This is a genomic window from Leucobacter sp. WKLB1 (genome assembly GCF_059696215.1).
Map to the genome: position 1 here is coordinate 1974293 of NZ_AP046115.1, position 23248 is coordinate 1997540.

21 protein-coding genes are annotated in these 23248 nt (G+C 67.0%); 3 read left to right on the forward strand and 18 right to left on the reverse strand.

Features of this window, described 5'->3' with window-relative positions; all coding sequences use genetic code 11:
* The first annotated feature begins 216 nt into the window (after positions 1–216).
* Both ACZF5Y_RS08960 and ACZF5Y_RS08965 read left to right on the forward strand, forming a co-directional pair.
* Positions 217–672: a MarR family winged helix-turn-helix transcriptional regulator gene (locus tag ACZF5Y_RS08960; protein ID WP_497532292.1), complete on the forward strand. Its 456-nt coding sequence runs from the start codon at positions 217–219 to the stop codon at positions 670–672.
* A gap of 245 nt (positions 673–917) precedes the next feature.
* The gene (locus ACZF5Y_RS08965) at positions 918–5267 is read left to right on the forward strand and encodes a discoidin domain-containing protein (RefSeq protein ID WP_497532294.1); all 4350 of its coding nucleotides are present in this window, start codon (positions 918–920) and stop codon (positions 5265–5267) included.
* A 73-nt stretch (positions 5268–5340) separates the two neighbouring features.
* On the opposite strand, the gene ACZF5Y_RS08970 is transcribed toward ACZF5Y_RS08965, so the two are convergent.
* The 17 genes from ACZF5Y_RS08970 to ACZF5Y_RS09050 all read right to left on the reverse strand — a co-directional run bounded on the left by ACZF5Y_RS08970 (position 5341) and on the right by ACZF5Y_RS09050 (position 20939).
* Positions 5341–5916: a hypothetical protein gene (locus tag ACZF5Y_RS08970; protein ID WP_497532297.1), complete on the reverse strand. Its 576-nt coding sequence runs from the start codon at positions 5914–5916 to the stop codon at positions 5341–5343.
* A 38-nt stretch (positions 5917–5954) separates the two neighbouring features.
* Entirely contained in the window at positions 5955–6449 is a 495-nt protein-coding gene (locus tag ACZF5Y_RS08975; RefSeq protein ID WP_497532298.1) for a hypothetical protein, read from the reverse strand.
* 4 nt (positions 6450–6453) lie between these two features.
* Positions 6454–7410, reverse strand: coding sequence for a bifunctional DNA-formamidopyrimidine glycosylase/DNA-(apurinic or apyrimidinic site) lyase (mutM, locus tag ACZF5Y_RS08980; protein ID WP_497532300.1), 957 nt, complete (start codon positions 7408–7410; stop codon positions 6454–6456).
* The gene (gene rnc, locus ACZF5Y_RS08985; protein ID WP_497532301.1) at positions 7403–8143 is read right to left on the reverse strand and encodes a ribonuclease III; all 741 of its coding nucleotides are present in this window, start codon (positions 8141–8143) and stop codon (positions 7403–7405) included. Before rnc ends, mutM begins: the two co-directional genes overlap by 8 nt.
* A gap of 1 nt (position 8144) precedes the next feature.
* A complete protein-coding gene (gene rpmF / locus ACZF5Y_RS08990) occupies positions 8145–8348 on the reverse strand; it encodes a 50S ribosomal protein L32 (RefSeq protein ID WP_053353224.1) in 204 nt (67 codons plus the stop codon).
* 13 nt (positions 8349–8361) lie between these two features.
* Positions 8362–8946, reverse strand: coding sequence for a YceD family protein (locus tag ACZF5Y_RS08995; RefSeq protein WP_497532302.1), 585 nt, complete (start codon positions 8944–8946; stop codon positions 8362–8364).
* A 30-nt stretch (positions 8947–8976) separates the two neighbouring features.
* Positions 8977–9468: a pantetheine-phosphate adenylyltransferase gene (gene coaD / locus ACZF5Y_RS09000; RefSeq protein ID WP_497532303.1), complete on the reverse strand. Its 492-nt coding sequence runs from the start codon at positions 9466–9468 to the stop codon at positions 8977–8979.
* A 68-nt stretch (positions 9469–9536) separates the two neighbouring features.
* On the reverse strand, positions 9537–10505 hold the full coding sequence (locus tag ACZF5Y_RS09005; RefSeq protein ID WP_497532304.1) for a siderophore-interacting protein: 969 nt from the start codon (positions 10503–10505) through the stop codon (positions 9537–9539).
* Entirely contained in the window at positions 10502–11356 is an 855-nt protein-coding gene (locus ACZF5Y_RS09010; RefSeq protein ID WP_497532305.1) for an ABC transporter ATP-binding protein, read from the reverse strand. The genes ACZF5Y_RS09005 and ACZF5Y_RS09010 overlap by 4 nt, the downstream gene beginning before the upstream one ends.
* Entirely contained in the window at positions 11353–12405 is a 1053-nt protein-coding gene (locus tag ACZF5Y_RS09015; RefSeq protein WP_497532306.1) for a FecCD family ABC transporter permease, read from the reverse strand. Before ACZF5Y_RS09015 ends, ACZF5Y_RS09010 begins: the two co-directional genes overlap by 4 nt.
* Entirely contained in the window at positions 12402–13436 is a 1035-nt protein-coding gene (locus ACZF5Y_RS09020) for a FecCD family ABC transporter permease (RefSeq protein ID WP_497532307.1), read from the reverse strand. The genes ACZF5Y_RS09015 and ACZF5Y_RS09020 overlap by 4 nt, the downstream gene beginning before the upstream one ends.
* A complete protein-coding gene (locus ACZF5Y_RS09025; protein ID WP_497532309.1) occupies positions 13433–14479 on the reverse strand; it encodes an iron-siderophore ABC transporter substrate-binding protein in 1047 nt (348 codons plus the stop codon). The genes ACZF5Y_RS09020 and ACZF5Y_RS09025 overlap by 4 nt, the downstream gene beginning before the upstream one ends.
* A 103-nt stretch (positions 14480–14582) precedes the next feature.
* The gene (locus tag ACZF5Y_RS09030; protein ID WP_497532310.1) at positions 14583–15278 is read right to left on the reverse strand and encodes a response regulator; all 696 of its coding nucleotides are present in this window, start codon (positions 15276–15278) and stop codon (positions 14583–14585) included.
* Positions 15275–16669, reverse strand: a complete 1395-nt coding sequence (locus ACZF5Y_RS09035) for a sensor histidine kinase (RefSeq protein WP_497532312.1) — start codon at positions 16667–16669, stop codon at positions 15275–15277. Before ACZF5Y_RS09035 ends, ACZF5Y_RS09030 begins: the two co-directional genes overlap by 4 nt.
* Before the next feature lie 40 nt (positions 16670–16709).
* Positions 16710–17621 carry an ABC transporter permease subunit gene (locus ACZF5Y_RS09040; RefSeq protein WP_497532314.1) on the reverse strand — a complete coding sequence of 304 codons (912 nt, stop codon included), beginning with the start codon at positions 17619–17621 and terminating at the stop codon, positions 16710–16712.
* A gap of 66 nt (positions 17622–17687) precedes the next feature.
* Positions 17688–18599 (reverse strand): ABC transporter ATP-binding protein, encoded by a 912-nt coding sequence (locus tag ACZF5Y_RS09045; RefSeq protein ID WP_497532315.1) that lies wholly within the window; start codon positions 18597–18599, stop codon positions 17688–17690.
* Positions 18600–18746: 147 nt separating this feature from the next.
* The gene (locus ACZF5Y_RS09050; protein ID WP_497532317.1) at positions 18747–20939 is read right to left on the reverse strand and encodes an ATP-dependent DNA helicase RecG; all 2193 of its coding nucleotides are present in this window, start codon (positions 20937–20939) and stop codon (positions 18747–18749) included.
* Positions 20940–20982: 43 nt separating this feature from the next.
* Between ACZF5Y_RS09050 and rsmD the strand changes: the two genes are divergently transcribed.
* Positions 20983–21570, forward strand: coding sequence for a 16S rRNA (guanine(966)-N(2))-methyltransferase RsmD (gene rsmD, locus ACZF5Y_RS09055; RefSeq protein WP_497532318.1), 588 nt, complete (start codon positions 20983–20985; stop codon positions 21568–21570).
* Between the two features lie 180 nt (positions 21571–21750).
* Here rsmD and ACZF5Y_RS09060 read toward each other — a convergent pair whose 3' ends face one another.
* The gene (locus ACZF5Y_RS09060) at positions 21751–23220 is read right to left on the reverse strand and encodes an NAD-dependent succinate-semialdehyde dehydrogenase (protein ID WP_497532320.1); all 1470 of its coding nucleotides are present in this window, start codon (positions 23218–23220) and stop codon (positions 21751–21753) included.
* Between the last annotated feature and the right edge of the window lie 28 nt (positions 23221–23248).

Consider the following 23248-nt stretch of genomic DNA (forward strand, 5'->3'; position numbering starts at 1 on the left):
ATCGGGCACTTCGGGTCCGCGGGAGCGATGTACGCCGGCTCGTTCGGGTCGCCGAGCTGCGCGGTCCCCTCGAACTGATAGAAGAATCGCCGCCAGGCCGCCCAGAAACCGGGCTGACCATCCCACGGCGTCGCATGCCAGAGTCGTCGTTTTCGTTCGCGCACAAACGAAATCATATCACGTTCGTTCACGCACGAACGAGTTAGAATCGTCGGCATGGCACAGCTTTCCGGTGATCCGCTCGAACTCGACCGCCAGGTGTGCTTCGCACTCGCCGTCGCGAACCGCAGCGTCATCGGGGTGTATCGCCCCATCCTTGAGCCACTCGGCCTCACGCATCCGCAGTACCTCGTCATGCTGGCACTCTGGGGCGGCACGCCACTGCGATTCGGAGAGATTGCCGAGCTGCTCCACTTTGACCGCGCCTCGCTCTCGCCCATCATCAAGCGCCTGGAGCAGGCCCGGCTCATCGAACGCTCACCGGTTGCGGAGGACGAGCGCACGTTCACCCTCGCCCCGACCACGGCGGGCACCGCGCTTCGCGAACGCGCACTCACGGTGCCTCCCGCCGTCGTCGATCGACTCGGCCTGCCCATTGAGCAACTCGTCGCACTCCGCGATCAACTGACGGGCATCATCGCTGCGGTCGAGCGCTCCGCAACTCGCGACTAAGCTCCCGCACCCACGCACGATCGCTCCGGGCCACTCCGGGCCACTCCACCCAGCCCCGGATCGCGCACCCCGCGAAGCACAGCGTTACTGAATCGTTTCAGAATGACATCACACTAAGGATAGGCTTACCTCGGCAACCTCCGATGATTGCGCACGCCGCGATCTCAGGTGCCTCCTGTGTTGATCACTCCACGCGCCGACCCGCGAACAGCTCTCGATTCGGCGCGCCGAAAGGATGCAATCCCTTGTCCCGAAGAATCCTGAAGCCGGCGCTCGCTGCAGCGCTGGTCGCAGTCGTCACGCTGGGCGGCGTTTCGACCGCACAGGCAGTGACCGGGCGCGTGAACTTCGCGCACGGCGCCCAAGTCACCGCCAGCTCGACCCACCCCTGGAACAACAGCGCGCTCGCGGGCGCGAACCTCGTCGACGGCTCTGTGCAGACCCGTTGGGCCGCAGCCGACGATGCCACGTTCCCCATCACCATCGATCTCGACCTCGGCGAAACGCAGACCTTCGACGAGGTCTATCTCGACGAGTACACGGACTCGGGCACCGACCCGCGCGTCGATCACTTCCAGCTCCAGCAGTGGGACGCGGAATCGGGCGCGTGGAGCACCTTCGGCTCATACAGCGGCGGGATCGGGCACAACAAGACCCTGAACCTCGATGAGCAGATCAGCACTGAGAAAGTGCGTCTGTCGATCACCGACATGCTCCCCGGCGAGATCTACACGCCGACGCTGAGCGAGATTCAGCTGTACTCGAGTGACGACCCCGGCTCGGGGACGGGTGGCGAACCCGCCAATGATCCGTTCTACGCCGGATTCGACAGCACGCCAACCGCACAGCCCGACACGATCGGCGCGAACGCGCAGGCACTCCTCATCGACACCCCGTCCGAGAACGGCAACAACACGCTGCGCACCGTCACATCCGACGCCGGCATCGTGCTGCAGCAGGTCACCGAAGAAACCGGTCAGGTCACGCAGAGCCTGGATCTCTCGCAGTACCTGGACTCGGTGACCTCGGCTTCCGCCGCCGTCGACTGGGATCAGACCGCACCGCGACCGCTCAACGTCTACGTGCTCGGCGAGCAGGCAGGCGAACGACGCCTCCTCACCGTCACGACGCCCAGCGCAGGCACGCTCGGCACGACGTCGACCTCGACATTCACCGTGACCGACGCCGCGAAGTTCAAGTCGCTCACGGGTGTGGCGCTCGCCGACTTGCAGCTGCTGAACCCGTTCAGCACCGGCATGCTCGCGGTCTACCGCGATGCCGATGCCTACGCGGGCAAGCGACTGACGTACGGACTGGCCCCGCAGTCCGGTCGCGAGCCCTTCGCGCTGCCGTTCGACGGCGCTCAGCGATCCTTCGCCACCGATTCCTACGGCAACGTGTTCTCGAGCAAGCCTGGCCAGATCGACTCCGTATCGCTTTACAGCCTCGCATCCCCCGCCTCCGCGAAGGTCGAGGGCCTCGGAACGGTGCAGCACTGGCTGCTCGACGCCAACGATTTCGTCGCTGTCGCCGACGACGCCGGACATGTCGCACTGGTCGACGCCAACTCTTCGTCGGGGGTGCAGTCGACTCGCAAGGTGCTCGACCTCGGCGCAGACGCCGCATCGTTGGCCTACGTGGGGTACCTCGACGAGTTGCAGGTGACGACTGCGCAGAGCGACTCGATCTTGCGATTCGCCACCGAAAACGACACCGCACGCACGTCGCTCGACGTCGCAGGCACCGTCATCGCCGGTTCGCTGCGCTCGCACATCGGATGGCGCCCCGCCACGACGATGCTCGTCGCGCTCGATTCCGGATCCTACTCGTATCGCACCGAGTACATCACCGCACCGAAGCCTTACTCGACGCTCAGCCTCAACTCGGCAACGCGCGGCGCAGGCATTGACTTCGGCTACGGCGCTGCCGGCACCGACATCCAGCTGAACCGTGTGTGGTTCGAGTACAGCCTCGATGAGGGCAAGTCGTGGGCGAAGCGCGGCGAATCGTGGAACTCAGCGCTGTCCGACATCGGAAACGTCACCACGCTCCCCGCTGCTCAGCCTGATCCGCTGAACAACGAGGCACCGTACCTGCGCCAGGAGACCGGTGAAGACGTCTGGGCGACGTCGACGACCAGCTCGTTCTCGTCGCAACTGCAGGTTCCCACCGAGCAGCTGGACGCGCTCTGGCGCTACCGCGTCGAGAGCCCCTACGGCTCGCGCGCCAGCAACACCACGCGCATCGTCTTCGCAGACGAACAGGAAGTCGACACGAGCCTGCGCGTCACCGCTCAGCCGGAGTCCGCTCGCGTCAGCGTCGGCGAGCAGACCTCGCTGAAGTCTGAAGCTACCGCGGCCGATACCCCTGCAGTGCAGTGGCAACGCTCCGCCGATGGCCAGACGTGGACCGACATCGACCAGGCGACTGCGAACACCTACACCTTCACCGCCACGGCGAGTGACGCAGGTGCGCAGTTCCGCGCCGTGTTCACATCGGGTGGTTCGGAGGTCGTGAGCGATGCGGCGACGGTGAGTGTCATGGCGCCCGTTGGCGTTGCCCTCGGGGCAGCGCCCGCGGGTGCGGTGACGACAAGCGATGCCAGCTTCACGCTCGATCTCTCGCAGTACGCGCACGATTGGGTTCGCGACACCGCATCTCCGAATGTCGCGCTCGGCGACACGGGCTTCGACTTCACGAGCGGTACCGGATGGAGCAACGCCGCAACCGGCGAGGCCCAGATGACCTGGCAGGGCACTGCCATCTACCGCCCGTACGGCGGATACCTCGGGCTCTACATGGCACTCGCCGATCCCTATCTCGCCGTGGGAGCCGACGGTCGCGCCACGCTGACGGCAGAGGTCGCCTGGAACGATGGCGGCGGCCATTGGAGTGGGCCGGTCGAGAGCAGCTACCGCCGGGTCATCGTCGCCACGTTCGCCGCAAGCGACCTGACGACTGGCTCAGATGACTCGCTCACCTTCTCGGGCACCCCCGAATGGGAAGGCCGCAGCTACACGCAGGGCGCCGGGCTCACCTACCCGAACAGCTTCCCGCTGTCGTTCGTGAGCTACTTCGACGTCTCGAACCAGCCCTGGTTCTATGCGAGCGGCAGCGACCGCGACCCTGAGAAGACCCCGCTCCCGGTCACCGCGACCGCAGCAGTGTCGACCGATGCGGCTGCGACAGACGGCGCGCGCATCGATCATGCTGACCCGCTCGGCGATGGCAAGAACCCGTTCACTCCGGCATCGCCGACCGTCGTTGAGCAGCCAAGCTCGGTCACGATCGCCGTCGACGGCACCGCGACACTCACCGCGAGTGCCGCCGGCTCCCCCGCGCCGACCGTGCAGTGGCAGCAGCTCGTCGACGAGGCCTGGAACGATATCGCCGGCGCCACTCAGCCGACCTTCGTCACGCCCAAGCTCACTGAGGGCACGTACTCGTATCGCGCAGTGTTCACGGGTGGAGGCGAATCGGTCACGACCGATACCGCCGTCGTCACCGTGACGTCTGAGCCGATCGACACCGACCCCGACGGCGGCCCCGCGCTCGTCGTCACACCGGGAGCCGATCTCGCGAACGAGACCGCGGTCTCGGTGTCGGGATCCGGCTACGAGAAGCACACCAACACCTCGGGCGCGTATCTGCTGTTCGGATACTCGACCAAGGCTCCCTCGCAGGGCGGCAAGCTCGGCACCGATTACGACTACATTCCGGAAATGGCGAATCAGCGCTTCATCGCGTGGCCCGACTCCGCGACAGCGGGCTCGGCACAGGGCGTCTTCGCCGACGGCGGCTTCACGGCCGACGGATTCACCGTGCAGTCGAAGTTCATCGGCGCCTCGGGCGCAGTGGTCGATTGTCTGGCAAGCGGGATCACCTGCGGTGTCTTCACCATCGGCGCGCACGGTGGCCGCGACTCAGCACTCGAAGCGTTCACCCCGGTGACCTTCGCCGGTGCGGGCACTGATCCCGGAACCGACCCCGGCACTGACCCGGGAACTGATCCCGGGACCGATCCGGGAACTGACCCGGGAACCGACCCGGGAACTGACCCCGGGACCGATCCGGGCACCGATCCCGGAACTGACCCCGGAACTGACCCCGGAACCGATCCCGGCACTCACCCGGGCGTTGATCCCGACCCGATCTCGGTCACGCCGTCGGAAGACGACTTGACTGCTGAGCTCGAGGGGCGCATTGTGGCCCCGCCGACGGCAATCGCAGGCTCAACGATCGAGGTCGCTATCCGCGACGAGTACGCGGGGCAGAACGTCGCTGCGTACCTGTTCTCGTCGCCGACGGATCTCGGAACGCACACGGTGAGCGCGAACAACACCTTCTCCGTGACGCTGCCCGAGAACGTAAGCGGTCAGCATCGCCTCGCCGCGTATGACGCGTCGGGCACCATCATCGGATGGGTGCCGATCGCGATCGCCTCGGCCGACGAGCTCGCTGCTACGTCGCAGCTCCCGGTCACCGGAGCGTCTTCCGCGCTGCCGGTGGGCGTGATCGGCGGTGCCGCACTGCTCATCGCGCTCGGTGCAGGCCTCGTGCTCGCACGCCGAGTGCGCGTGCGCTCGCGCGCGTAGACGCGAAATCAGCGGGGGTCGCGCGGCAACGCACGGCCCCCGCTGTCGTTTCTGCGGGATGCTGTTCTGCGGGCTACAGACTGAGCATCGCCACGGTGACCACCGTCACGAGCAGCACGACGGCGATCCCGGCGCCGCAGCCGATACCGATCAGCGCGCCGTAGCCCATCCGAGAGGTTCGAGCGCCCGATGCGCGTGCGGCGGCGATGAACTCCGGCCCTCCCTGGGTCAACCACGACCCCGCGGCCGACACTTGCGTCAAGCCTCGGCTGACGTCGACGCCCGCCGCGAATCGATCATGGTCGAGCACCGTCGCGACGGTGCCTGCGATGCCATAGCGCAGCACCCGGTTGACCACGGTCGGATCGGCGAGCAGCGGACAGCTCTGTCCCCGCACGACCAGGGTGATGCGCTGTGCTGCCGATTTCACCGTCACCTCGGTCGCCGCCACACGGAACACTTGAGCCCACCCCGTGGCATTGATAACCCACAGCGTGATCCACCCGTTGCTGATCTCTGCGCGCGCCGGATAATAGGCACCGGTCGAGTTGTCTCCATATGCACCGGTGAACACGGCGTACGGATACTGAAACTGCTGCGGTTGCGGAACCTGCGGCTGCGGAACCTGCGACGAATACGGCTGCGTCATCGCGCCAGTCTATGCCTGTCGTGTCTCAGCGCGCGGTGTCACCCGATCAGGCCGAGGAACGCAGCGCGCGGGTCTCCCGGTTGGGCAAGCGCGTTGAGAAACGTCGTCAGATCAGGTGCCACCACAGTGGAGACCTCGAACTCGGGCTCTGTACCGTGCACAATCGCGCCGTCCGCACGCTCAGCCAGATACGCGTAATGGCCGCTGACGCTGAGCAGACTTGGGATGTGCTCGCGCCAATAAGCGGTGACTGCGGCCACTTCCGCTGCAGTGTTCGCGGTATCCAGGCTCAGCATCTCGTAGGCATTCCACGCGAACCCGTCGGCGTCTTCGACTGCGAAGTCTTCTCGACTCAGAAACCAAACCGCATCGTCGGAGCTCGACAACTCTCTGAAGGAGTTGACCCACGTCAGCAGCGCAGGAGACGCGTTGCCGAGCGCATCGGGCTTTTCAGACTCCGACGGCACCGAGGGGCGATATCGCCAACCCGCTCCCCCGAGGTTCGCGATCGCACGTGTCGCCGCATCTGCCATGCCTTCAGGATACGGTGCGCCGCTTCTGACACTTCGGGCAGAAGTGCGACCCACGCCCGCCGAAGGCGATGCGCGTGATGGGGGTGCCGCACCGCGGGCAGGGCTGCCCGGTGCGACCGTACGCGTTGAGCGAGTGCGCGAAGTACCCCGCCTGCCCGTTCACGTTGACGTACTGCGCATCAAAGCTCGTGCCGCCCTCGACGAGTGCCTGTGCGAACACCGCACGCAACAGTGCAAGCAACTCCACCGCCTTGCGCGGGCCGACCGCACTGCCGGGTGTCTCCGGGTGCAGCCGTGCTCGCCACAGCGCCTCATCGGCGTAAATGTTGCCCACACCGCTGATCAGCGTCTGATCGAGCAGCAGCTTCTTCACCCCGGAAGCACGCGAGCGCAGCGAGGCGATGAAACGGACATCGTCGAAAGCCGGGTCGAGCGGGTCGCGCGCGATGTGCGCGGCCTGCGTCGGAATCACACCGGGCCCGTCACTCGCGGGGTGCAACGCATCGAGCGCCAGCGAGCCGAACAGCCGTTGGTCGGCGAAGTCCACCCGCAGCTCACCGTGGTCGGGGTGCGCGATCCACAGCCGAATGCGCACGTGCCGGTCGTCGACCGCGTCGTGCGCGCGCAGCAACACCTGGCCGCTCATGCCGAGATGCGCGAGCAGCGCCAGCGGCTCCCCTGCGGCTGACCGACCACTCGTCGGCACCCACAAGAACTTGCCTCGACGCTCGGGCGCGCTCAGCGTGAGCCCGGTCACGCGCCGTTCGAAGTCGCCCGAGCGTGCCGCGCCAGCCGCAGCCGTCAATGTCACTCCGTGGCCGCCGAGACCATCGTCGCCAGCGGTCGGCAGATGGCGCTTCAACGCGCGCGGATCCATCACCTGAGCCGAGACGACACGGGCACCGGTGACGGCGGGCGCCAGCCCGGCGCGCACCACTTCGACTTCGGGGAGTTCAGGCACGCCGACGCTTCGCGGGCGTGCGCAGTCGATTCACGGCGTCGCGAGCCGCGGCAAGTTCGGCGGCTTTCTTGCTGGTCCCTGTTCCCTCGCCGACGATGCCATCGAGAACCACCCTCGACGTGTACCGCCGGTCGTGGTCGGGGCCCGAGCCTCGTGTCTCGAACGGCGGGTGCGGCAGCCCGCGACGCGAGGCCTCCTGTTGCAGTGAGGTTTTCGGGTCGAGTGCCTCGAGCGACTCGAGGAACCGATCGGCGTCTTCGAGCAGCGGCTCGATCAGATCGAGCACGAAGCGGGTCGCGGTCGCCGGGTCGGTGGAGAGGTAGACCGCCCCGATCACCGCCTCGACCGCGTCGGCGAGCAGCGAATCCTTGTCTCGCCCACCGGTGAGCTCTTCACCCTTGCCGAGACGCAGCAGTTCTCCGATGCCGTGCTGTCGGGCGACTTCGGCGAGTGCGACGGTCGACACGAGTGCGGCGCGACGCTTCGCGAGCTCGCCCTCACTGAAATCAGGGAAGGTCTCATAGAGCTTCACGGTGACAGCCTGCCCGAGCACCGAGTCGCCGAGAAACTCGAGTCGTTCGTTGTGCGGTGCACCGCCGTGCTCGTACGCCCATGAACGATGTGTCAGGGCGAGTCGAATCAGTTCGGGATCGGCCCGAACGCCGAATGCAAGGAGAAAGCCGCCGGGGTCCCCTTCAGGGGAGCCCGACGGCTCTACAACGCTCTGGGTCAACTCAGGCGTCAGCGACCTTGCGGCCCTTGTACTCGAGGAAGAGGGCGTTGCCCTGCGAATCCTCGACCACGCGGGCGCGGTGCGGGAGGCTGTACACGGTGCGACCGTTTTCAACGGTCTTCACCAGAGTGGGGGCCTCGGCCTTCCACGCCGAACGGCGGTGGCGGGTGTTCGATCGCGACGTCTTCCGCTTGGGAACAGCCATGATGCTCTCTTTCCTACTTGCTTTCGGACTCGGGAGTCTCACCCGAGCCGTGGTCTTCTTCAGCCTCGACTGCGTTGGTCTTCGCGCCTTCCGGAGCAAAACCCGCCAGCGCCGCCCACCGCGGATCTACATCCGTGGTGTTTGCCACCGCAGCCTCGGTGTCGCGCAGCTCACCGGACTCGGGATCGAGTCCCGGACAGTCCGGACGACACACAGGCTGGAACGGCAGTGCAAGCACTACCGCGTCTCGGAGCGGGGGTTCAAGATCCACGTGATCACCGTGAACCCCATACTCTTCGGCCTCCGTAGGAGTATACGCGAAAAGTTCCTGGAACTCGACTTGAAACGGCGTGGTGAAATCTTTCAGGCACCGACCGCACTCGGCGTGCATGGTCGTCGCGATCTCAGCGGAGGCCAGAATGCCCTCGTGCACCGATTCGAGGCGCACATCGAGATCGAGTTCAACGCCCGCAGGAATCTCAGCGAGCCCCTCGCCGAACTTCTCGGGAACCGTCAGCGTGCGCGAACGTTCGCGCATCTCCCCCGGACGGTTGATGATGTCGCGGATATTCTCCTCGTAGACACGGCTCTTACTCACCGAAGCAGTCTACCGCGTGCGCGCCCGGGCCTACGCCGGGTGACGCTTCTCGAGGAAGCGGGCGACGGCGACGGGAACGTACGGGCTGACGTCGCCGCCCATCTCGGAGACCTGTCGCACGAGGGTGCTCGAGACGTGGGCGTGTGCCGGGTCGGGCAGCATGAACACGGTCTCGACGTCGGCGAGACTGCGATTCATGATGGCCATGGGGGTTTCGTACGACACATCGATCTGCGACCGGATGCCTTTCACGAGCACCGAGGCATCGACCTCGGTGCAGTAGTCGACGAGCAGCCCGACCGACCATGACGCGACGGTGATGTTGGTGGGTGCGCCGGCGTCGGCGAGCGACTTCTGAATGAGCGACATGCGTTCGGTGATCGGCAGCATCGCCGTCTTATTCGGATTGTGCACCACCAGCACGTGCAGCTCATCGAAGATGCGCGCTGCGCGCAGAATGACATCGAGGTGCCCCATCGTGACCGGGTCGAAGGAGCCGGGAACCACAGCGATTTTCGTCATGGCTTCAGCCTAGGGGGTGACCCATGCCCCTGACCCTGAGGTCCGCTGTGATCTGCGATGCAGCCCGATTAGTTCTCGGCCCGCCCGCGCCGCCAGTACCCCATGAACGCGACCGACTGACGGTCGATGCCACGTTCGGCAACGAGGTGCCGTCGAATGAGCTTGATGGCCCCCGCCTCTCCCGCCAGCCACGCGTATCCCGCCGAAGAACGCGTGTCGCTTGCGGCGGGCGTTCCGGTCAACGCGTCGATTCCGGGCACTTCCCAGAGGATGTCGCGGTCCACGTCGATCTCCTGCAGCTCGTGCTGCGCAGCCGCCACCGATCGCTCGACATCGCCGAGCCCACCCGGGAACACGGATTCGAGTCCGCGTACCGCCTCCACCAGGGCCGCACCCGGCGCAGCGGGATCGCGCTGCAGCACGGTGAGTTCGACTCGCCCCGACGCGAGCAGCGCATCGGCGTCGAGGAGTGCGGCGTCCGCGCAATCCGCCACCTCAAGAATGACGTGCGCGCAGGCCGTGGCTTCGAGCGATGCCAGAATGCCGGCGATCGCGGGAAGCGCCGTATCGTCTCCGACGATCAAGAATCGTTCGGCGCCCTGCGGAGGGATCCATCCGACCGCGGTGTTCGGCCCGGCGAACTGTGCATCCGGGCCCAGGATCGTGAGCGCAGCACCTGGAGCGGCTTGCTCTGCCCACGCTGAGGCCGGGCCGGGGTGGGTGTCGTGCCGCGCGAAATCGACGGTGACCCGCACCTCTCCATCCGTGCGACTCACATCGCGCGGCGTGTACGTGCGCATCGGCGGCCGCTCATCATCGGCCATGGCCGACCATGATTGGTACCAGCCGTCACCGTTCTCCAGCGCAGGAATCCGGCCGTGCTCGTTGGGAAGCAGCAGCTTGATGCGCTGGTCGAGCCCCGCGAAACCGAACCGTTCGAGCTCGGGGCCGGCGAACACGACGCGCACAAATCCCGGGGCCGGTCGGCTCACCTCGGTCGCGGTGACCTCGAACAGGCGGTAGGCGGTGGTGCTCATGCGGTTCCTTCCGGGGCGTCGGTGGGGGCTGCGGGTGCGCGCTGCGGCTCGGGATCGATGGGGTGCGGTGCTCCGACAGGGACGACCATCGGAGTGCCGGCAACGGGGTCGGGCACGATGACCGAGGCGAGCCCGAACACGTCGGCGATGAGTTGCTCAGTCACGATCTCCCTAGGCGCGCCCTCGGCCACGATCTCACCGTGTCGCATGGCGATGAGATGATCCGCATAGCGCGTCGCGAGGTTGAGCTCGTGCATCACCACCACGATCTGCGTGCCTCGCGTGCGCTGCAGCGTGACCAGCAGTTCAAGCAGTTCGACCTGGTGGGCGAGGTCGAGGTAGGTGGTCGGTTCATCGAGCAGAAGGATGTCCGGCTCCTGAGCCAGGGCCATGGCGACCCACGCTCGCTGCCGCTGACCGCCCGAGAGCGCGTCGACGGATCGGTCGGCGAAGGCGTCCATGTGGGTGAGGGCAAGTGCTTCGGCCACGACCTCATCATCATGCTGGTTGCGACGACCGAGCCATTCACGGTGCGGCGTACGCCCGCGATCGACCAATTCAGACACCGTGATGCCGTCGGGTGCGATCGGCGCCTGGGGCAGCAGGCCGATGATGCGCGCGACCTGCTTCGTGTGCAAGCGGTGGATCGGCTCGCCATCGAGCAGCACCGCACCGCTGCGCGCCTTCAGCAGTCGTGCGAGCGTGCGCAGCAGCGTCGATTTTCCGCAGCCGTTCGCCCCCACGATCATCGTGATCCCCGACCCAGGAAGCGCAAGGTCAAGGCCCGTGATCACCGGGTCGCCGTCGTAGCCGACGGTGAGGTCTTTCGCGGCGAGCAAGTGGGAGGTCATACTCGGGTCCTTCCCCGCATGAGCAGAACGATGAGGAACGGGGCGCCAATCGCGCCCGTAATCACGCCGATGGGCATGGCAGCCGGGAATGCGTGCTGCGACACCGCATCGGCGAGCAAGACGATCAGGGCGCCGACCAGCGCCGATGCGAGCGGACGCGACTCGGGGCGACGCACGAGGCGCGTGGCGATCGGCCCGGAGAGGAACGCGACGAATGCAATCGGCCCGGAAAGCGACGTGGCCACCGAGACGAGCAGCACCGCCAGCACGATGAGCAGCAACCGATCCCGCTGCTCGCGGACGCCGAGTGCACGCGCCGTGTCAGCACTCAACGCCAGGAGCGGAACGCGCCGCGCCGCGATCAATGCGATGACGAGCAGTGCGAACAGGATCGGCGCGATCGGCCGCAACTGGTCCCAGAGACTTCGTGAGAGCGAGCCGGTCATCCAGACCACGGCCTCGTGCGCCTGGTTCACGTCGGTGCGGGTCAGCGCGTAAGCAATCACGGCTTGGAGGCCCGCGGCGACCGCGACCCCGGCGAGCACGAAACGCATGCCCGAGAGACCACGCTTCGACGCGACCGCCCAGATGAGCAGCGCCGTGGCGATTGCACCGACGACTGCGGCGGCCATCACGGTGGTGCCCGAGGCGGCGAAGAAGGCAATCGAAACGACGGCCGCAGCACTGGCACCCGACGAGATTCCGATCACATCGGGGCTCGCGAGCACATTGCGCAGCAGGGTCTGGAAGATGATGCCGCCGAGCCCGAACGCAGCCCCCACGAGCACCGCCCCGAGTGCGCGCGGCGCCCGAATCGTGCCGACCGAGAACGACACCCCGGGAATGCTTTCGCCGCGCAGTGCCGCGAGGACCTGGTCGAGCGGCGTGAATTTCGTGCCCCAGACGAGCACCAGGGTGGCGAGCGCGACAACGCCGCACGCGAGCGCAACCATCACAACGGTGTCGCGAAGACGCCTGCCGCGGCGATCGGCCCGCAGACGTTCGGGGGTCACGAGGGTGGGTGATCCGGCACCCAACATTTGGCTCATACTCCCACCATTCGCCCGCGTCGCAGCAGCACGATAAAGATCGGCGCCCCGATCGCCGCCGTGACGATGCCGACCTCGAGCACCCCCGGGCGGGCGATGACGCGACCTGCCACATCGCAGACGAGCAAGAACGCCGCGCCCACCGCGGCCGAGAGCGGCACGATACGTCGATAGTCGGTGCCCGCGAACGCGCGTACCGCGTGCGGCACCGCCAGACCCACGAACCCGATGGGCCCGGCGAGCGCCGTCGCCGTGCCGCAGAGCAGCACCACGGCACCCGCGCTGGTCACGCGCAGCAGGCCGACCTGCACGCCGAGCCCGCGCGCGGCGTCGTCGCCCAGCGCGAGCGCATTGAGATTTCCCGAGCTGAACACCGACAGCACGGCACCGATCAGCAGGAAACCCGACAGCTGCCCGAGCGTCTCCGGGGTTGCGCCGGTGAGCGAACCGAGCTGCCAGAACCGATACCGGTCGAGCGTGCTCTGGTCGAAGATGATGATCGCCGCGATACCCGACCCGGCCAGCGCCGTAATCGCGGCACCAGCGAGCGCGAGGGTCACGGGTGTCGCTCCCCCGGGACTCGCTGCAGCGGCGACATAGCCGAGCGCCACCGCGACGCCGGCGCCCGCGAACGAGAGCCACACGGTCGCGAACGGCTGCTGCAGACCGAACACCGACATGCCGAGCACCACGAACAGCGCCGCGCCGGCGTTCACACCGAGCAGACCCGGATCGGCGAGCGGATTGCGGGCCATCCCCTGCATCAAAGAACCGCCCATGCCGAGCGCGGCGCCCACGAGCAGACCCGTGATGGTGGTCGGGACGCGCGACAGCACGGCCGCCTGATCGGTCGACGCCGCATCAGGATGCGTGAATGCCGCCCACGCCGTCGCGAGCGAGACGTCGCGCGCTCCGATCGTCAGCGACAGCAGCACCGCGGCAATCAGCACGACCACCGCGACGGCCAGCACGAGGCTCAGCGGACGCCGCCGCCGAGTGGCTCGGGCGACCGTCGCAGTGGCAGCGGTCACTTGACCTTGGCTGCGGCGTCGTCGAGGCGCTGCGTCAGATTGTCGATCGCCCACGGGATCGACAGCACCGAGGGCGAGGAGAGCGCCATCAGCACGTCCTCATCGTTGGTGAGCACGACGGTGCCATTCGCGACCGCCGGAATCTTGCTGAGCAGCGGATCCTTCTCGAGCGTCGACAGGTCGCCGCCCTGCACGAACATGATCGCGACATCGGCGTCGAGCTTGTCGGCCTGCTCAGCGCTGATGCTGAACACGAAACCGGATTCGTTCTTCGAGAGCTCTTCCACGCCCGGGGCGATCGTGAGGCCGAGATCCTGCAGGAACTGCACGCGGGTGTCTGCCGGCGTGTACACCTGAATCTTTCCGAGATCCGCCGCATCGACCCAGGCGACCATGCCGGTTTTGCCCTCGAGATCCGGGTGCTTCGCCAGCGCATCGGCGATGGTCTGCTCGGTCTGGCTCACGAGTTCCGTGGCCTGCTGCTCCTTGCCGAGCGCTTTGCCGACGAGCTCGGTGGTATCGCGCCAGCTCGTGCCGTATGGCTGGCCCGGGTAGGCAACCGTCGGTGCGATCTCGCTGAGGGTGCTGAAATCTTGATCCGAGAGCCCGGAGTTCGCGGCCAGGATCACGTCTGGCTCGGTGTCCGCAATCTTCTCGAAGGGAACGCCGTCCATTTCGGAGTACAGCACGGGGGTCTCCGCGTCGGCCTGCGTGAGCGCGTCGCTGATCCACTCGAGCACGCCGTCGCCATCGGTGTCGCCGTAGCTCTGCTCGGGCATGCCCACCGGAATCGAGCCGAGGGCGATCGCCGCATCCGCACTGCCCCAACCCACGATTGCAGGTCGCTCGGGCTGCGCGTCGATCGTGGTCTCGCCGAGCGCGTGGGTGATGGTCACGGGGAACTCGCCGCTCGAAGCGCTGGAGTCACCCGCCGTGTCGCCGGCACCGCTCGAGCAGGCGGCGAGAGTGAGCGCCAGCACGCCGGCGCCAGCGGCTCCGGCGATTCGCAGCGCACGACGGTGAGGCATCGTTCGAGTGGTCAACGGTTCTCCTTCGTCATGAAACATCAGATCATACGAAGCTTACACTTGCTCACTGCCCGTGCGGCCTGCACCGTGTCCAGGTTTCACCCGTGCGCCATTGGCGCTACAGACCGTGTTGCTTGGCAAAAATCACCGCGTGCACACGATCGCGCAAGTGCAACTTCGCGAGCACCCGCCCCACGTGGGTCTTCACCGTGGACTCTGAGAGAAACAGGTCCGCGCTGATCTCGGCGTTGTTCTTCCCCTCCGCGATCAGTCGAAGCACATCCTGCTCCCGCTCCGTCAGGGCGCTGAGCGCCGCGACGTCGGCCTCGGCCTCCGCGCTGGCTGCGAAGCCGAGCGCCACTCCTGATCCGGTGCCCGCGCGCAACTGCTCGAGCAGGCGCCGCGTCACACTCGGAGCCATAGTCGCGTCACCGGCCGCAACTCGATGAATAGCGTCGACGAGCTCGGTGGGTCGGGCATCTTTCAGCAGGAACCCGCTGGCTCCCGCCTGAATCGCTCCGGTCGCGTACTCATCGAGATCGAAGGTGGTGAGCACCACGACCCGCGTCTCCGGGAACCGACGTGCAATCTCTGCCGTGGCCTCGATCCCGTTCATGCCCGGCATACGCACATCCATCAGCACGATGTCGCACCCGCCTGGGCCGAGCTCGAAGAGCCGCTCAAGCGCCTCGACACCATCGGAGGCTTCGGCGACGACATCGATGTCTGCCTCAGCAAGCAGCACCAGCCGGAAGCCGGTACGGATCAACTCCTGGTCGTCGACCAACATGATTCGGATCGGTGCGGTGCTCACAGCGTCTCCCTTTCTGCAGCTGAAGTGTTGAGTATTGGCGTCGATTCGCGGGCACCGGCGTTGACGGGAAGTTCCGCCCAGAGGCGCCACCCTCCCCCGTCGGCGGATCCGACCGGGCCGGATTCGATGTGCCCGCCGAACACGCGCGCCCGCTCGGCGAGGCCCGTCAACCCGCGCCCCGAACCGATCCCCGTCACGGGCGCCGCCGCGCCGACCGCCGGCCCGAAGTCGCGCACCTCGACGGTCGTGCGCTCCGCATCCCGGTGCAATTCGACACGCACCCGGGCCCCCGTTCCCGCGTAACGGAGCACATTCGTGAGCCCCTCCTGCGCGATACGGTAGATCGCCAGATCTTGACCGCGGTCCCCCGCGGCGGCGCCGGAAACGTCGAGCGACACGTCGAGCCCCGCATCTCGGAAACCTGCGACAAGTTGCGGCAGATCCTCCACCCCCGGCTGCGGCAGCAGCGCCGCCTGCTCATCGGGAGCGTGGAGCGCTCCGAGGAGGCGGCGCATCTCGGCGAGTGCCGTTCGGCCGGTCTCGGCGCTGCGCCGCATCGCGTCGGTCGCCGCCTCGGGCGCAGTCGCCGCGGCGCGCGAGGCGCCTTCTGACAGCGCGATCATCACCGAGACCGAGTGCGCGACGATGTCGTGCATCTCGCGTGCGATGCGCGAACGCTCCTCGGCAACGGCGAGTTGCGCCAGCTGATCGCGCTCCCGAGCCAGCTGATGCGCGCGATCGATTACCGCGGCGATGTATCGACGACGATTCCCCAGGTTGATTCCGAGCATGAGCACCGCGAGCATCCACAGCGCGCCCATGATCGTGATGGTCACCAACTCGCCGAAGCTGCGCACCGCGCTCGTCTCGGCGACCAATAGATTCGCCGGGCTCGCGGTGGCGACATCCCCGAAGCCTCGCCAGTACGCGAGCAGGCCTTGCAAGATGACACCCGCCGTCGCGATGGCGTACCCCAGCCACGCCGCGGTGACGCTCCGGTACACCGGAACCGCGTACAGCAAGAACATCAGCGCAACGCCATTCGCGAACGACTGAATTCCCTGCTCGCCGAAGGTCGCGACGACGATGACGATCAATCCCGCCAACGGGTACTTGCGTCGGAACAGCAGTGCCGCGGCGATGATCAGGATGCGCGCGGCAGTGATGAGCACCCAGGGCCAGGTCAGCTGAATGGGCGGCCCGGGCCACTCGATGGACTCAGTCGCTTCGTTCCACTGCTGCGTGCTGAGCACATCGAGCAAGATGCCGATGCCGCTGCCGATGAAGTACCAGACGACAATCGTGATATCGACCGCCAGCGGGTGCGCGGCGAACGCCCGCCGGATCACACCCGGCGGGCGCGGCAGTCGCACCTCGGCGTCGCGCGTCATGATCTCACCCTACTGCCGGGCGACTGCACTACTGCGACGCTCAGCGTGCGTCGCGACGCTTGAAGAGCACCGCCGCCGGCAGCACGACCACGGCAACCCAGCCGACCATTGCGGCAAGCGCCACCCAGAAGTTCGGGCCAGTGCTGACCTCGACGACCCCTTGGGAGAGCAGCGACCCGAGCTGTGCCGGCAGGTATGGCGTGACGGCGGCAACCCACTCCCAGCCGGTCATCGCGAGCAGCTGGAACGCGATCGGCAGCACGAAGGTCACGCCGGCGACGACCGCGATACCGCCGGCCGTCGACCGCAGCAGCGCAGCGACGCCATATGCGAAGAGCGAGATCAGCACGAGGTAGGCGATCGTGCCGAGCGCACCCGAGACGACGATGCCGCTGCCGAGCTGAGCTGCTGCAGCCGGGTAGCACAGCACCGCGACGGCGAGGCTGCCACCGACCAAGACGAGTGCCCCGATCGCTGCAACCGCCGCGAGCATGAGCGCTTTGCCGAAGAAGACGGGAGTGCGCTTCGGCACCGCCGTGAGCGTGGAGAGGATCATGCCGCTGGAGTACTCGCTCGAGATCGCGAAGACGCCGAGCACTCCGAAGACGAGGGCCAGGAATGGGGTCGCGAACGTGGCGATGATGAGGAGATAGCTCTGCAGCCCCGCCGCATCCGCCGTCAAGAACGACGGCGCGCCGTCAGCCGAGGTGTTGCGGAGTTCGTTGCTGAAGAAGAACGCGATTGCTGCACTCAATGCGATCCCGAACAGCACCGTAATGATGAGCGTGATCTTGATGCTCCGCAGGGACGTGAGTTTGATGCGCTCGGATTTCAGCACGCCGCCAAAGCTGACGGGTCGGGCGACACGGTCACGGGTCTGACGGGTGCCGTGCTGCGGGGGCTGGCCGGGGGTCGTTGCCGAGCCGGCATCGATGACGATGGAGGAGGTCATGAGAGTCTCGATTCTTCGCTGGTGCGGTGAATACGGTCGGTGTCTGGGGCGGGCGAGGCGCCTGCGCTATGCGGTGGCGTACTCGACTTCGCCGCGGGTGAGTTCGAGGTACGCATCTTCCAAGCTCGCGGCGACCGGGCTGAGCTCGTGCAGCGCGAGGCCCTGCGACGCGGCCAGGTCACCGATTTCTGCGGCGGTGAACCCGCTTGCCGTGAACCCTTCATCGCCGAGCGGTTCGAGTGCGGCGCCGTCGCGATGCGCTTCCATGAGGAGCGACGCGAGCCGTGCCGCGTGAGGACTGCGCACGGTGACGCGCGTGGTGCGACCGCCCGAGACGAATTCAGCGATCGGCGCATCGGCGACGACGCGGCCCCGCCCGAGCACGATGACGTGATCGGCGGTCTGCGACATCTCGCTCATCAGGTGACTCGACAGCAGTACCGTGCGCCCCTCGGAAGCCAGGTGGCGCAGCAGCTGGCGCACCCACAGCACGCCATCGGGGTCGAGCCCGTTGACGGGTTCGTCGAGGATCAGCACTTGCGGGTCGCCGAGCAGCGCTGCCGCGATGCCGAGTCGCTGCCCCATGCCGAGCGAGAACCCCCCGACGCGGCGATTCGCCACTGCGGCGAGGCCGGTCTGCTCGAGCACTGCGTCGACGCGGCTATCCGAAATGCCATGCGTCGCGGCGAGGGCACGCAGGTGACTGCGCGCGCTGCGGCCGGGGTGCACGCCCTTCGCGTCGAGCAGCGCACCGACCTCGGCGATGGGTGCCTGCGCGTCGGCGTAGCGAGCGCCATTGACGGTGACGGTGCCGGCGGTGGGGCGATCCAACCCCACCATCAGTCGCATGCTCGTCGATTTACCCGCGCCGTTCGGCCCGAGAAACCCGGTCACCTGGCCCGGCTTGATGTTGAAACTCACGTCGTGCACCGCAGTCTTGGTGCCGTAGTGCTTGGTCAGTCCACGTGCTTCGATCATGGCGTCTCCGTTTCTCCGTGGGCAATGCGGCACGTGCCGCAGTGGGGCGATGGTTCCACGGTAGGCGGGATTATCAGTCGATGCATCGATCCGCGGTGCGATTGTGGGTGGTACCTGGGTACCGTCGGGTGTGCGGGATCGCCGAGCCTACGATTTCGCGAGGTTGTCGAGCACGCCGGCCTCGTGATCTCGGGCGATGAGGGCGGCAAGCTCGGGAGCACTCGTCAACTCGGGGTCTTGCTCGAGCAGTGCGGCAGCGATCTCGCGGGCGTGCGCGATCAGCGGGCCGTGCTCGGCGACGCGGAGCAGTCGCAGAGTCGACCGGCCACCCGATTGCGCGGTGCCCAGAATGTCGCCCTCACGGCGCAATTCGAGGTCGACCTCAGCGAGAGCGAAACCGTCGGTCGTCGCCGCAACGGCGTCAATGCGCTCACGCGCGACGGTACCGGTTTCGGCACGTGTCATCAGCAGGCACAGACCGGCGTGCTCGCCGCGGCCGACGCGGCCGCGCAACTGATGCAACTGCGAAATGCCGAACCGATCGGCGTCGCGCACGATCATGATGGAGGCGTTCGGCACATTCACGCCCACTTCGATCACGGTGGTCGCGACCAGCACCCCGACCTCGCCCGCGGCAAAGGCGCGCATGACCCGGTCTTTCTCATCGGAGGGCATGCCTCCGTGCAGACCTTCGACGCCCGCGCGTGCGAACGCCGGCTGCGCGCGCAATTCTTCGACGGTTTCAGCGACGCTCGCCAGACGCCGCGCATCACCGGGGGCGTCTCCGTCGATGTCCTCCGCTGCATCGAGGCCGTCTTCGACTTCACCCGGAGCGATCGCGGGGCAGACGACATAGATCTGACGCCCTGCGGCAAGATCTTCAGCCGAGCGCGCCCAGACGCGCGCGGCACGTGCCGGCATCTCGATTTCAGGGACAGTGAACGTTTCGATGCCCTGGCGGCCCGGTGGCAGCTCGCGAATCGTCGTCACTTCGAGATCGCCGAACGCGGTCAGCGCGACCGTTCGCGGGATCGGCGTCGCGGTCATTGCGAGCACGTGCGGTTGCGCGCCTTTCTGCCGCAGGGCTTCACGCTGATCGACCCCGAATCGGTGCTGCTCGTCGACGATGATGAAGCCGAGGTCCAGGAACGTCACGCCCTCGCTCAGCAGCGCATGCGTACCGATCGCGATGCGCGACGCACCGGAGACCAGCGCGAGGAGCACGCGCTTGCGCTCGGCGACCGGCATGCGTCCGGTGAGCAGCACCGGCTGCAGTTCAGCGGTCAGCTCGGGGCCGAGGGCATCCACGACCGAGCGGTAGTGCTGTGCGGCGAGCACCTCGGTCGGTGCGAGCAATGCGCTCTGGCCATCGCTTTCGGCAACCTGCAGCATCGCGCGAAGCGCGACGAGGGTCTTGCCCGAGCCGACCTCGCCCTGCAGGAGGCGATGCATCGGATGGCCCTCGGCGAGCTCGGCGCTGATGGTTGCACCGGCGCGCTGCTGATCGCCGGTGAGCTGGAACGGCAGCGCCGCGTCGAACCGCTCGAGCGGCCCGCCTGCGCCGCCCGCAGGCCTGGGCGTACTCGACTGCAGCCCCGCACGGCGGCGTCGGTCGAGCAGCGCGAGCTGCAATTCGAATGCCTCGCGGAATCTGAAGCTGTCGCGTGCGCCGCGCCAGTCGGCGTCGTGCTGCGGGCGGTGGATCCGCTCGAATGCGAGCCCGAGCGAGACGATGCCTTCGTCGGCTCGAATGTGCTCGGGAACCGGATCGTCGAGGTCTCCGAGCGCGTCAAGCGCTAATTCGACGGCGCGCTGCAGCGTCCACGTCGGCATCTGCGCGGTCGCGGGGTAGATCGGCACCGGAGTCTCTGACCAGGCTTTCGCTGCCGCCTCGTCGAGTTGGTCGGCACCGGGAACGTCGTCGCGGTTCTCGAAGAGCTCATACACCGGGTGCTGCAGCTGCAGGCTGCCGCGGTACTCGCTCACCTTGCCCGCGAAGAGCCCGCGCTTGCCGGGAAGCAGTTCGCGCGCGCGCCAATCTTGGTTGAAGAATGTCAGCGTGAGGTGGCCGGTGCCATCGGTGACGCGCACCTGCAGCAACTTACCGTTGCGCCGTTGCATCTGCCGCTGCTGCACGTCGAGCACCTGCGCGACCACGGCGATCTGCTCGCCGAGCGGCAGACCGTTCAACGGCGTGAGCTCACCGCGGCGTGAGTACCGACGGGGGAAGTGCATCAGCAGATCGCCGACCGTCTGCATGCCGAAGGCCTGCGCAAGCGGCTTCGCGGTGCGGTCGCCGACGACGCCCGGGAGGGGCGTGTCGAGGGTGGCGCGGGTCATGTCTCCAGCGTATCGGGGACCACCGACACGCTACGCTCGTGTGGTGACGAGAATCATCGCCGGAGTCGCCGGATCCCTGCGGCTCGAGATTCCCAAGGCCGGCACCCGACCGACGAGTGATCGCGTGCGCGAGGCGATCTTCTCCACGCTGGGCTCCTGGGATCTCGTCGAGGGAACGCGCGTGCTCGACCTGTATGCAGGATCCGGGGCTTTAGCGCTCGAAGCGGCGAGCCGCGGCGCCACCGACGTCACGCTCGTCGAGAAGCATCCGCAGGCCGCCGAGGTTGCGAAGCGCAATGGCCGCATCGTCGCCGGCGCCTTCGAACGCTCATCGGAGTCGGCTCCGCGCATCGAGGTCGTGCGCCAGGCGGTCCAAGCCTTCGTCGCGGCGGCGTCAGCACGAAATCCGGCGCCGCAGTGGGATGTCGTGCTGCTTGACCCGCCGTACGATCTCTCGGATCAGGAGATCGCCGAGAACCTGACGGCACTCGTTCCGCTGCTCGCGCCGGGCGGCGCGGTGCTCGTCGAACGCAGCACGCGCTCCCCCGAACCGGCATGGCCGACCGGCATCGAGTTGATTCGTGAGAAGCGCTACGGCGAGACCGCGCTGTGGTGGGCAGAATCTGTTTAACGGCAACGCGTAGCGTTGCGCAGATTCTGCCGCCGACAGGCGGTCGCTGAATAGCGAAGCAACGCTTCGCGCGAGTTCTGCCGCCGACAGGCGGGCTCCTCTCTACCAACCATTGCTTGCCCGCAAACATACAACGGGCTCGGGATCTTGCGATCCCGAGCCCGTTGCACTCACCAGCGCTTAGGAGCGCGGCAGCAGAGTGTACTTCGACGAGAGGAACTCGTGGATGCCCTCAAAGCCGCCCTCGCGGCCGATGCCCGACTGCTTCACGCCACCGAACGGTGCCGCAGCGTTCGACACGAGGCCGGTGTTCAGGCCCATCATGCCGGTCTCGAGCTTCTCGATCATGCGATGCCCGCGACCGATGTTCTCGGTGAACACGTAGCTCACGAGACCGTACTCGGTGTTGTTGGCGATCTCGACCGCTTCCTCCTCGGTGGAGAAACGGATAATGCCGAGCACCGGACCGAAGATCTCCTCGCGCATGATCGCCGCCTGGGGGCTGATGTGATCGATCACGGTGGGCTGGAAGAAGAACCCGGGGCCGTCGACAACTTCGCCGCCGGTCACGATGGTGCCGCCGGTCTCGACTGCATCTGCGACGAGACGAGCCGTGTTGGTCACGGCCTTCTCTTCGACGAGCGCACCGATGTCGTTGCCCTCGTCGGCGCCGCGGCCGATCGACATCGCCGCGACCTTCTCGCCCACGCGACGAGCGAACTCGTCGGCGACCGACTCGTGCACGATGATGCGGTTGGCCGCGGTGCAGGCCTGGCCGATGTTGCGGAACTTCGCGAGCATCGCGCCCTCGACGGCCTTATCCAGATCTGCGTCTTCAAAGACGACGAACGGCGCGTTGCCGCCGAGCTCCATCGAGGTGCGCAGCACGTTCTCGGCAGCGGCCTGCAGCAGCTTCACACCCACCGGCGTCGAGCCGGTGAACGAAAGCTTGCGCAGACGCGGGTCGGAGAGCAGCGCGCTCGACTGAGCGCTCGACTTCGACGTCGCGACGACGTTGACCACGCCCGCGGGCAGGCCGGCTTCTTCGAGCAGCTGCGCGAAGAAGACCGTGGTGAGCGGGGTGAGCGCGGCGGGCTTGATGACGACCGTGCAGCCGGCAGCGAGCGCCGGAGCGATCTTACGAGTCGCCATGGCGAGAGGGAAGTTCCACGGGGTGATGAAGTAGCAGGGGCCCACGGGCATCTGCGAGACGATCATCGTGCCGGTTCCCTCGGGGTTCTGGCGGTAGTCGCCGGGAACGCGCACGGCCTCTTCCGAGAACCAGCGGAGGAACTCGCCGCCGTAGTTCACTTCACCACGGGCCTCGGCGATGGGCTTGCCCATCTCCATGCTCATCAGCAGCGCGAACTCTTCCTTACGCTCCATGAGCAGGTCGAAGGTACGGCGCAGGATGTTGGAGCGTTCGCGGCTCGACGTCGCGGCCCACTTCTCCTGTGCTTCGACGGCGGCGTCGAGTGCGCGCACGGCGTCCTCGACGGTCGCGTCGGCGATCTGCTTGATGACCTCACCGGTAGCGGGGTCGTGCACGTCGATCGTCGCACCCGACGACGACGGCTCCCAGGTGCCGCCGATGCCGAGACCGGACTGGACGCGGTCGAGCAGCTCCTGCTCGTTGGGCTTCAAAGCCATGTTCGATGTCCTTTCAGAGACTTCGGGA

Coding starts and splice junctions, on each gene's coding strand:
- ACZF5Y_RS08960 (WP_497532292.1), top strand. CDS start 217: ATGGCACAGCTTTCCGGTGATCCGCTCGAACTCGACCGCCAGGTGTGC.
- ACZF5Y_RS08970 (WP_497532297.1), bottom strand. CDS start 5,916: ATGACGCAGCCGTATTCGTCGCAGGTTCCGCAGCCGCAGGTTCCGCAA.
- ACZF5Y_RS08975 (WP_497532298.1), bottom strand. CDS start 6,449: ATGGCAGATGCGGCGACACGTGCGATCGCGAACCTCGGGGGAGCGGGT.
- rpmF (WP_053353224.1), bottom strand. CDS start 8,348: ATGGCTGTTCCCAAGCGGAAGACGTCGCGATCGAACACCCGCCACCGC.
- coaD (WP_497532303.1), bottom strand. CDS start 9,468: ATGACGAAAATCGCTGTGGTTCCCGGCTCCTTCGACCCGGTCACGATG.
- ACZF5Y_RS09005 (WP_497532304.1), bottom strand. CDS start 10,505: ATGAGCACCACCGCCTACCGCCTGTTCGAGGTCACCGCGACCGAGGTG.
- ACZF5Y_RS09010 (WP_497532305.1), bottom strand. CDS start 11,356: ATGACCTCCCACTTGCTCGCCGCGAAAGACCTCACCGTCGGCTACGAC.
- ACZF5Y_RS09015 (WP_497532306.1), bottom strand. CDS start 12,405: ATGAGCCAAATGTTGGGTGCCGGATCACCCACCCTCGTGACCCCCGAA.
- ACZF5Y_RS09035 (WP_497532312.1), bottom strand. CDS start 16,669: ATGACGCGCGACGCCGAGGTGCGACTGCCGCGCCCGCCGGGTGTGATC.
- ACZF5Y_RS09040 (WP_497532314.1), bottom strand. CDS start 17,621: ATGACCTCCTCCATCGTCATCGATGCCGGCTCGGCAACGACCCCCGGC.
- ACZF5Y_RS09045 (WP_497532315.1), bottom strand. CDS start 18,599: ATGATCGAAGCACGTGGACTGACCAAGCACTACGGCACCAAGACTGCG.
- ACZF5Y_RS09050 (WP_497532317.1), bottom strand. CDS start 20,939: ATGACCCGCGCCACCCTCGACACGCCCCTCCCGGGCGTCGTCGGCGAC.
- ACZF5Y_RS09060 (WP_497532320.1), bottom strand. CDS start 23,220: ATGGCTTTGAAGCCCAACGAGCAGGAGCTGCTCGACCGCGTCCAGTCC.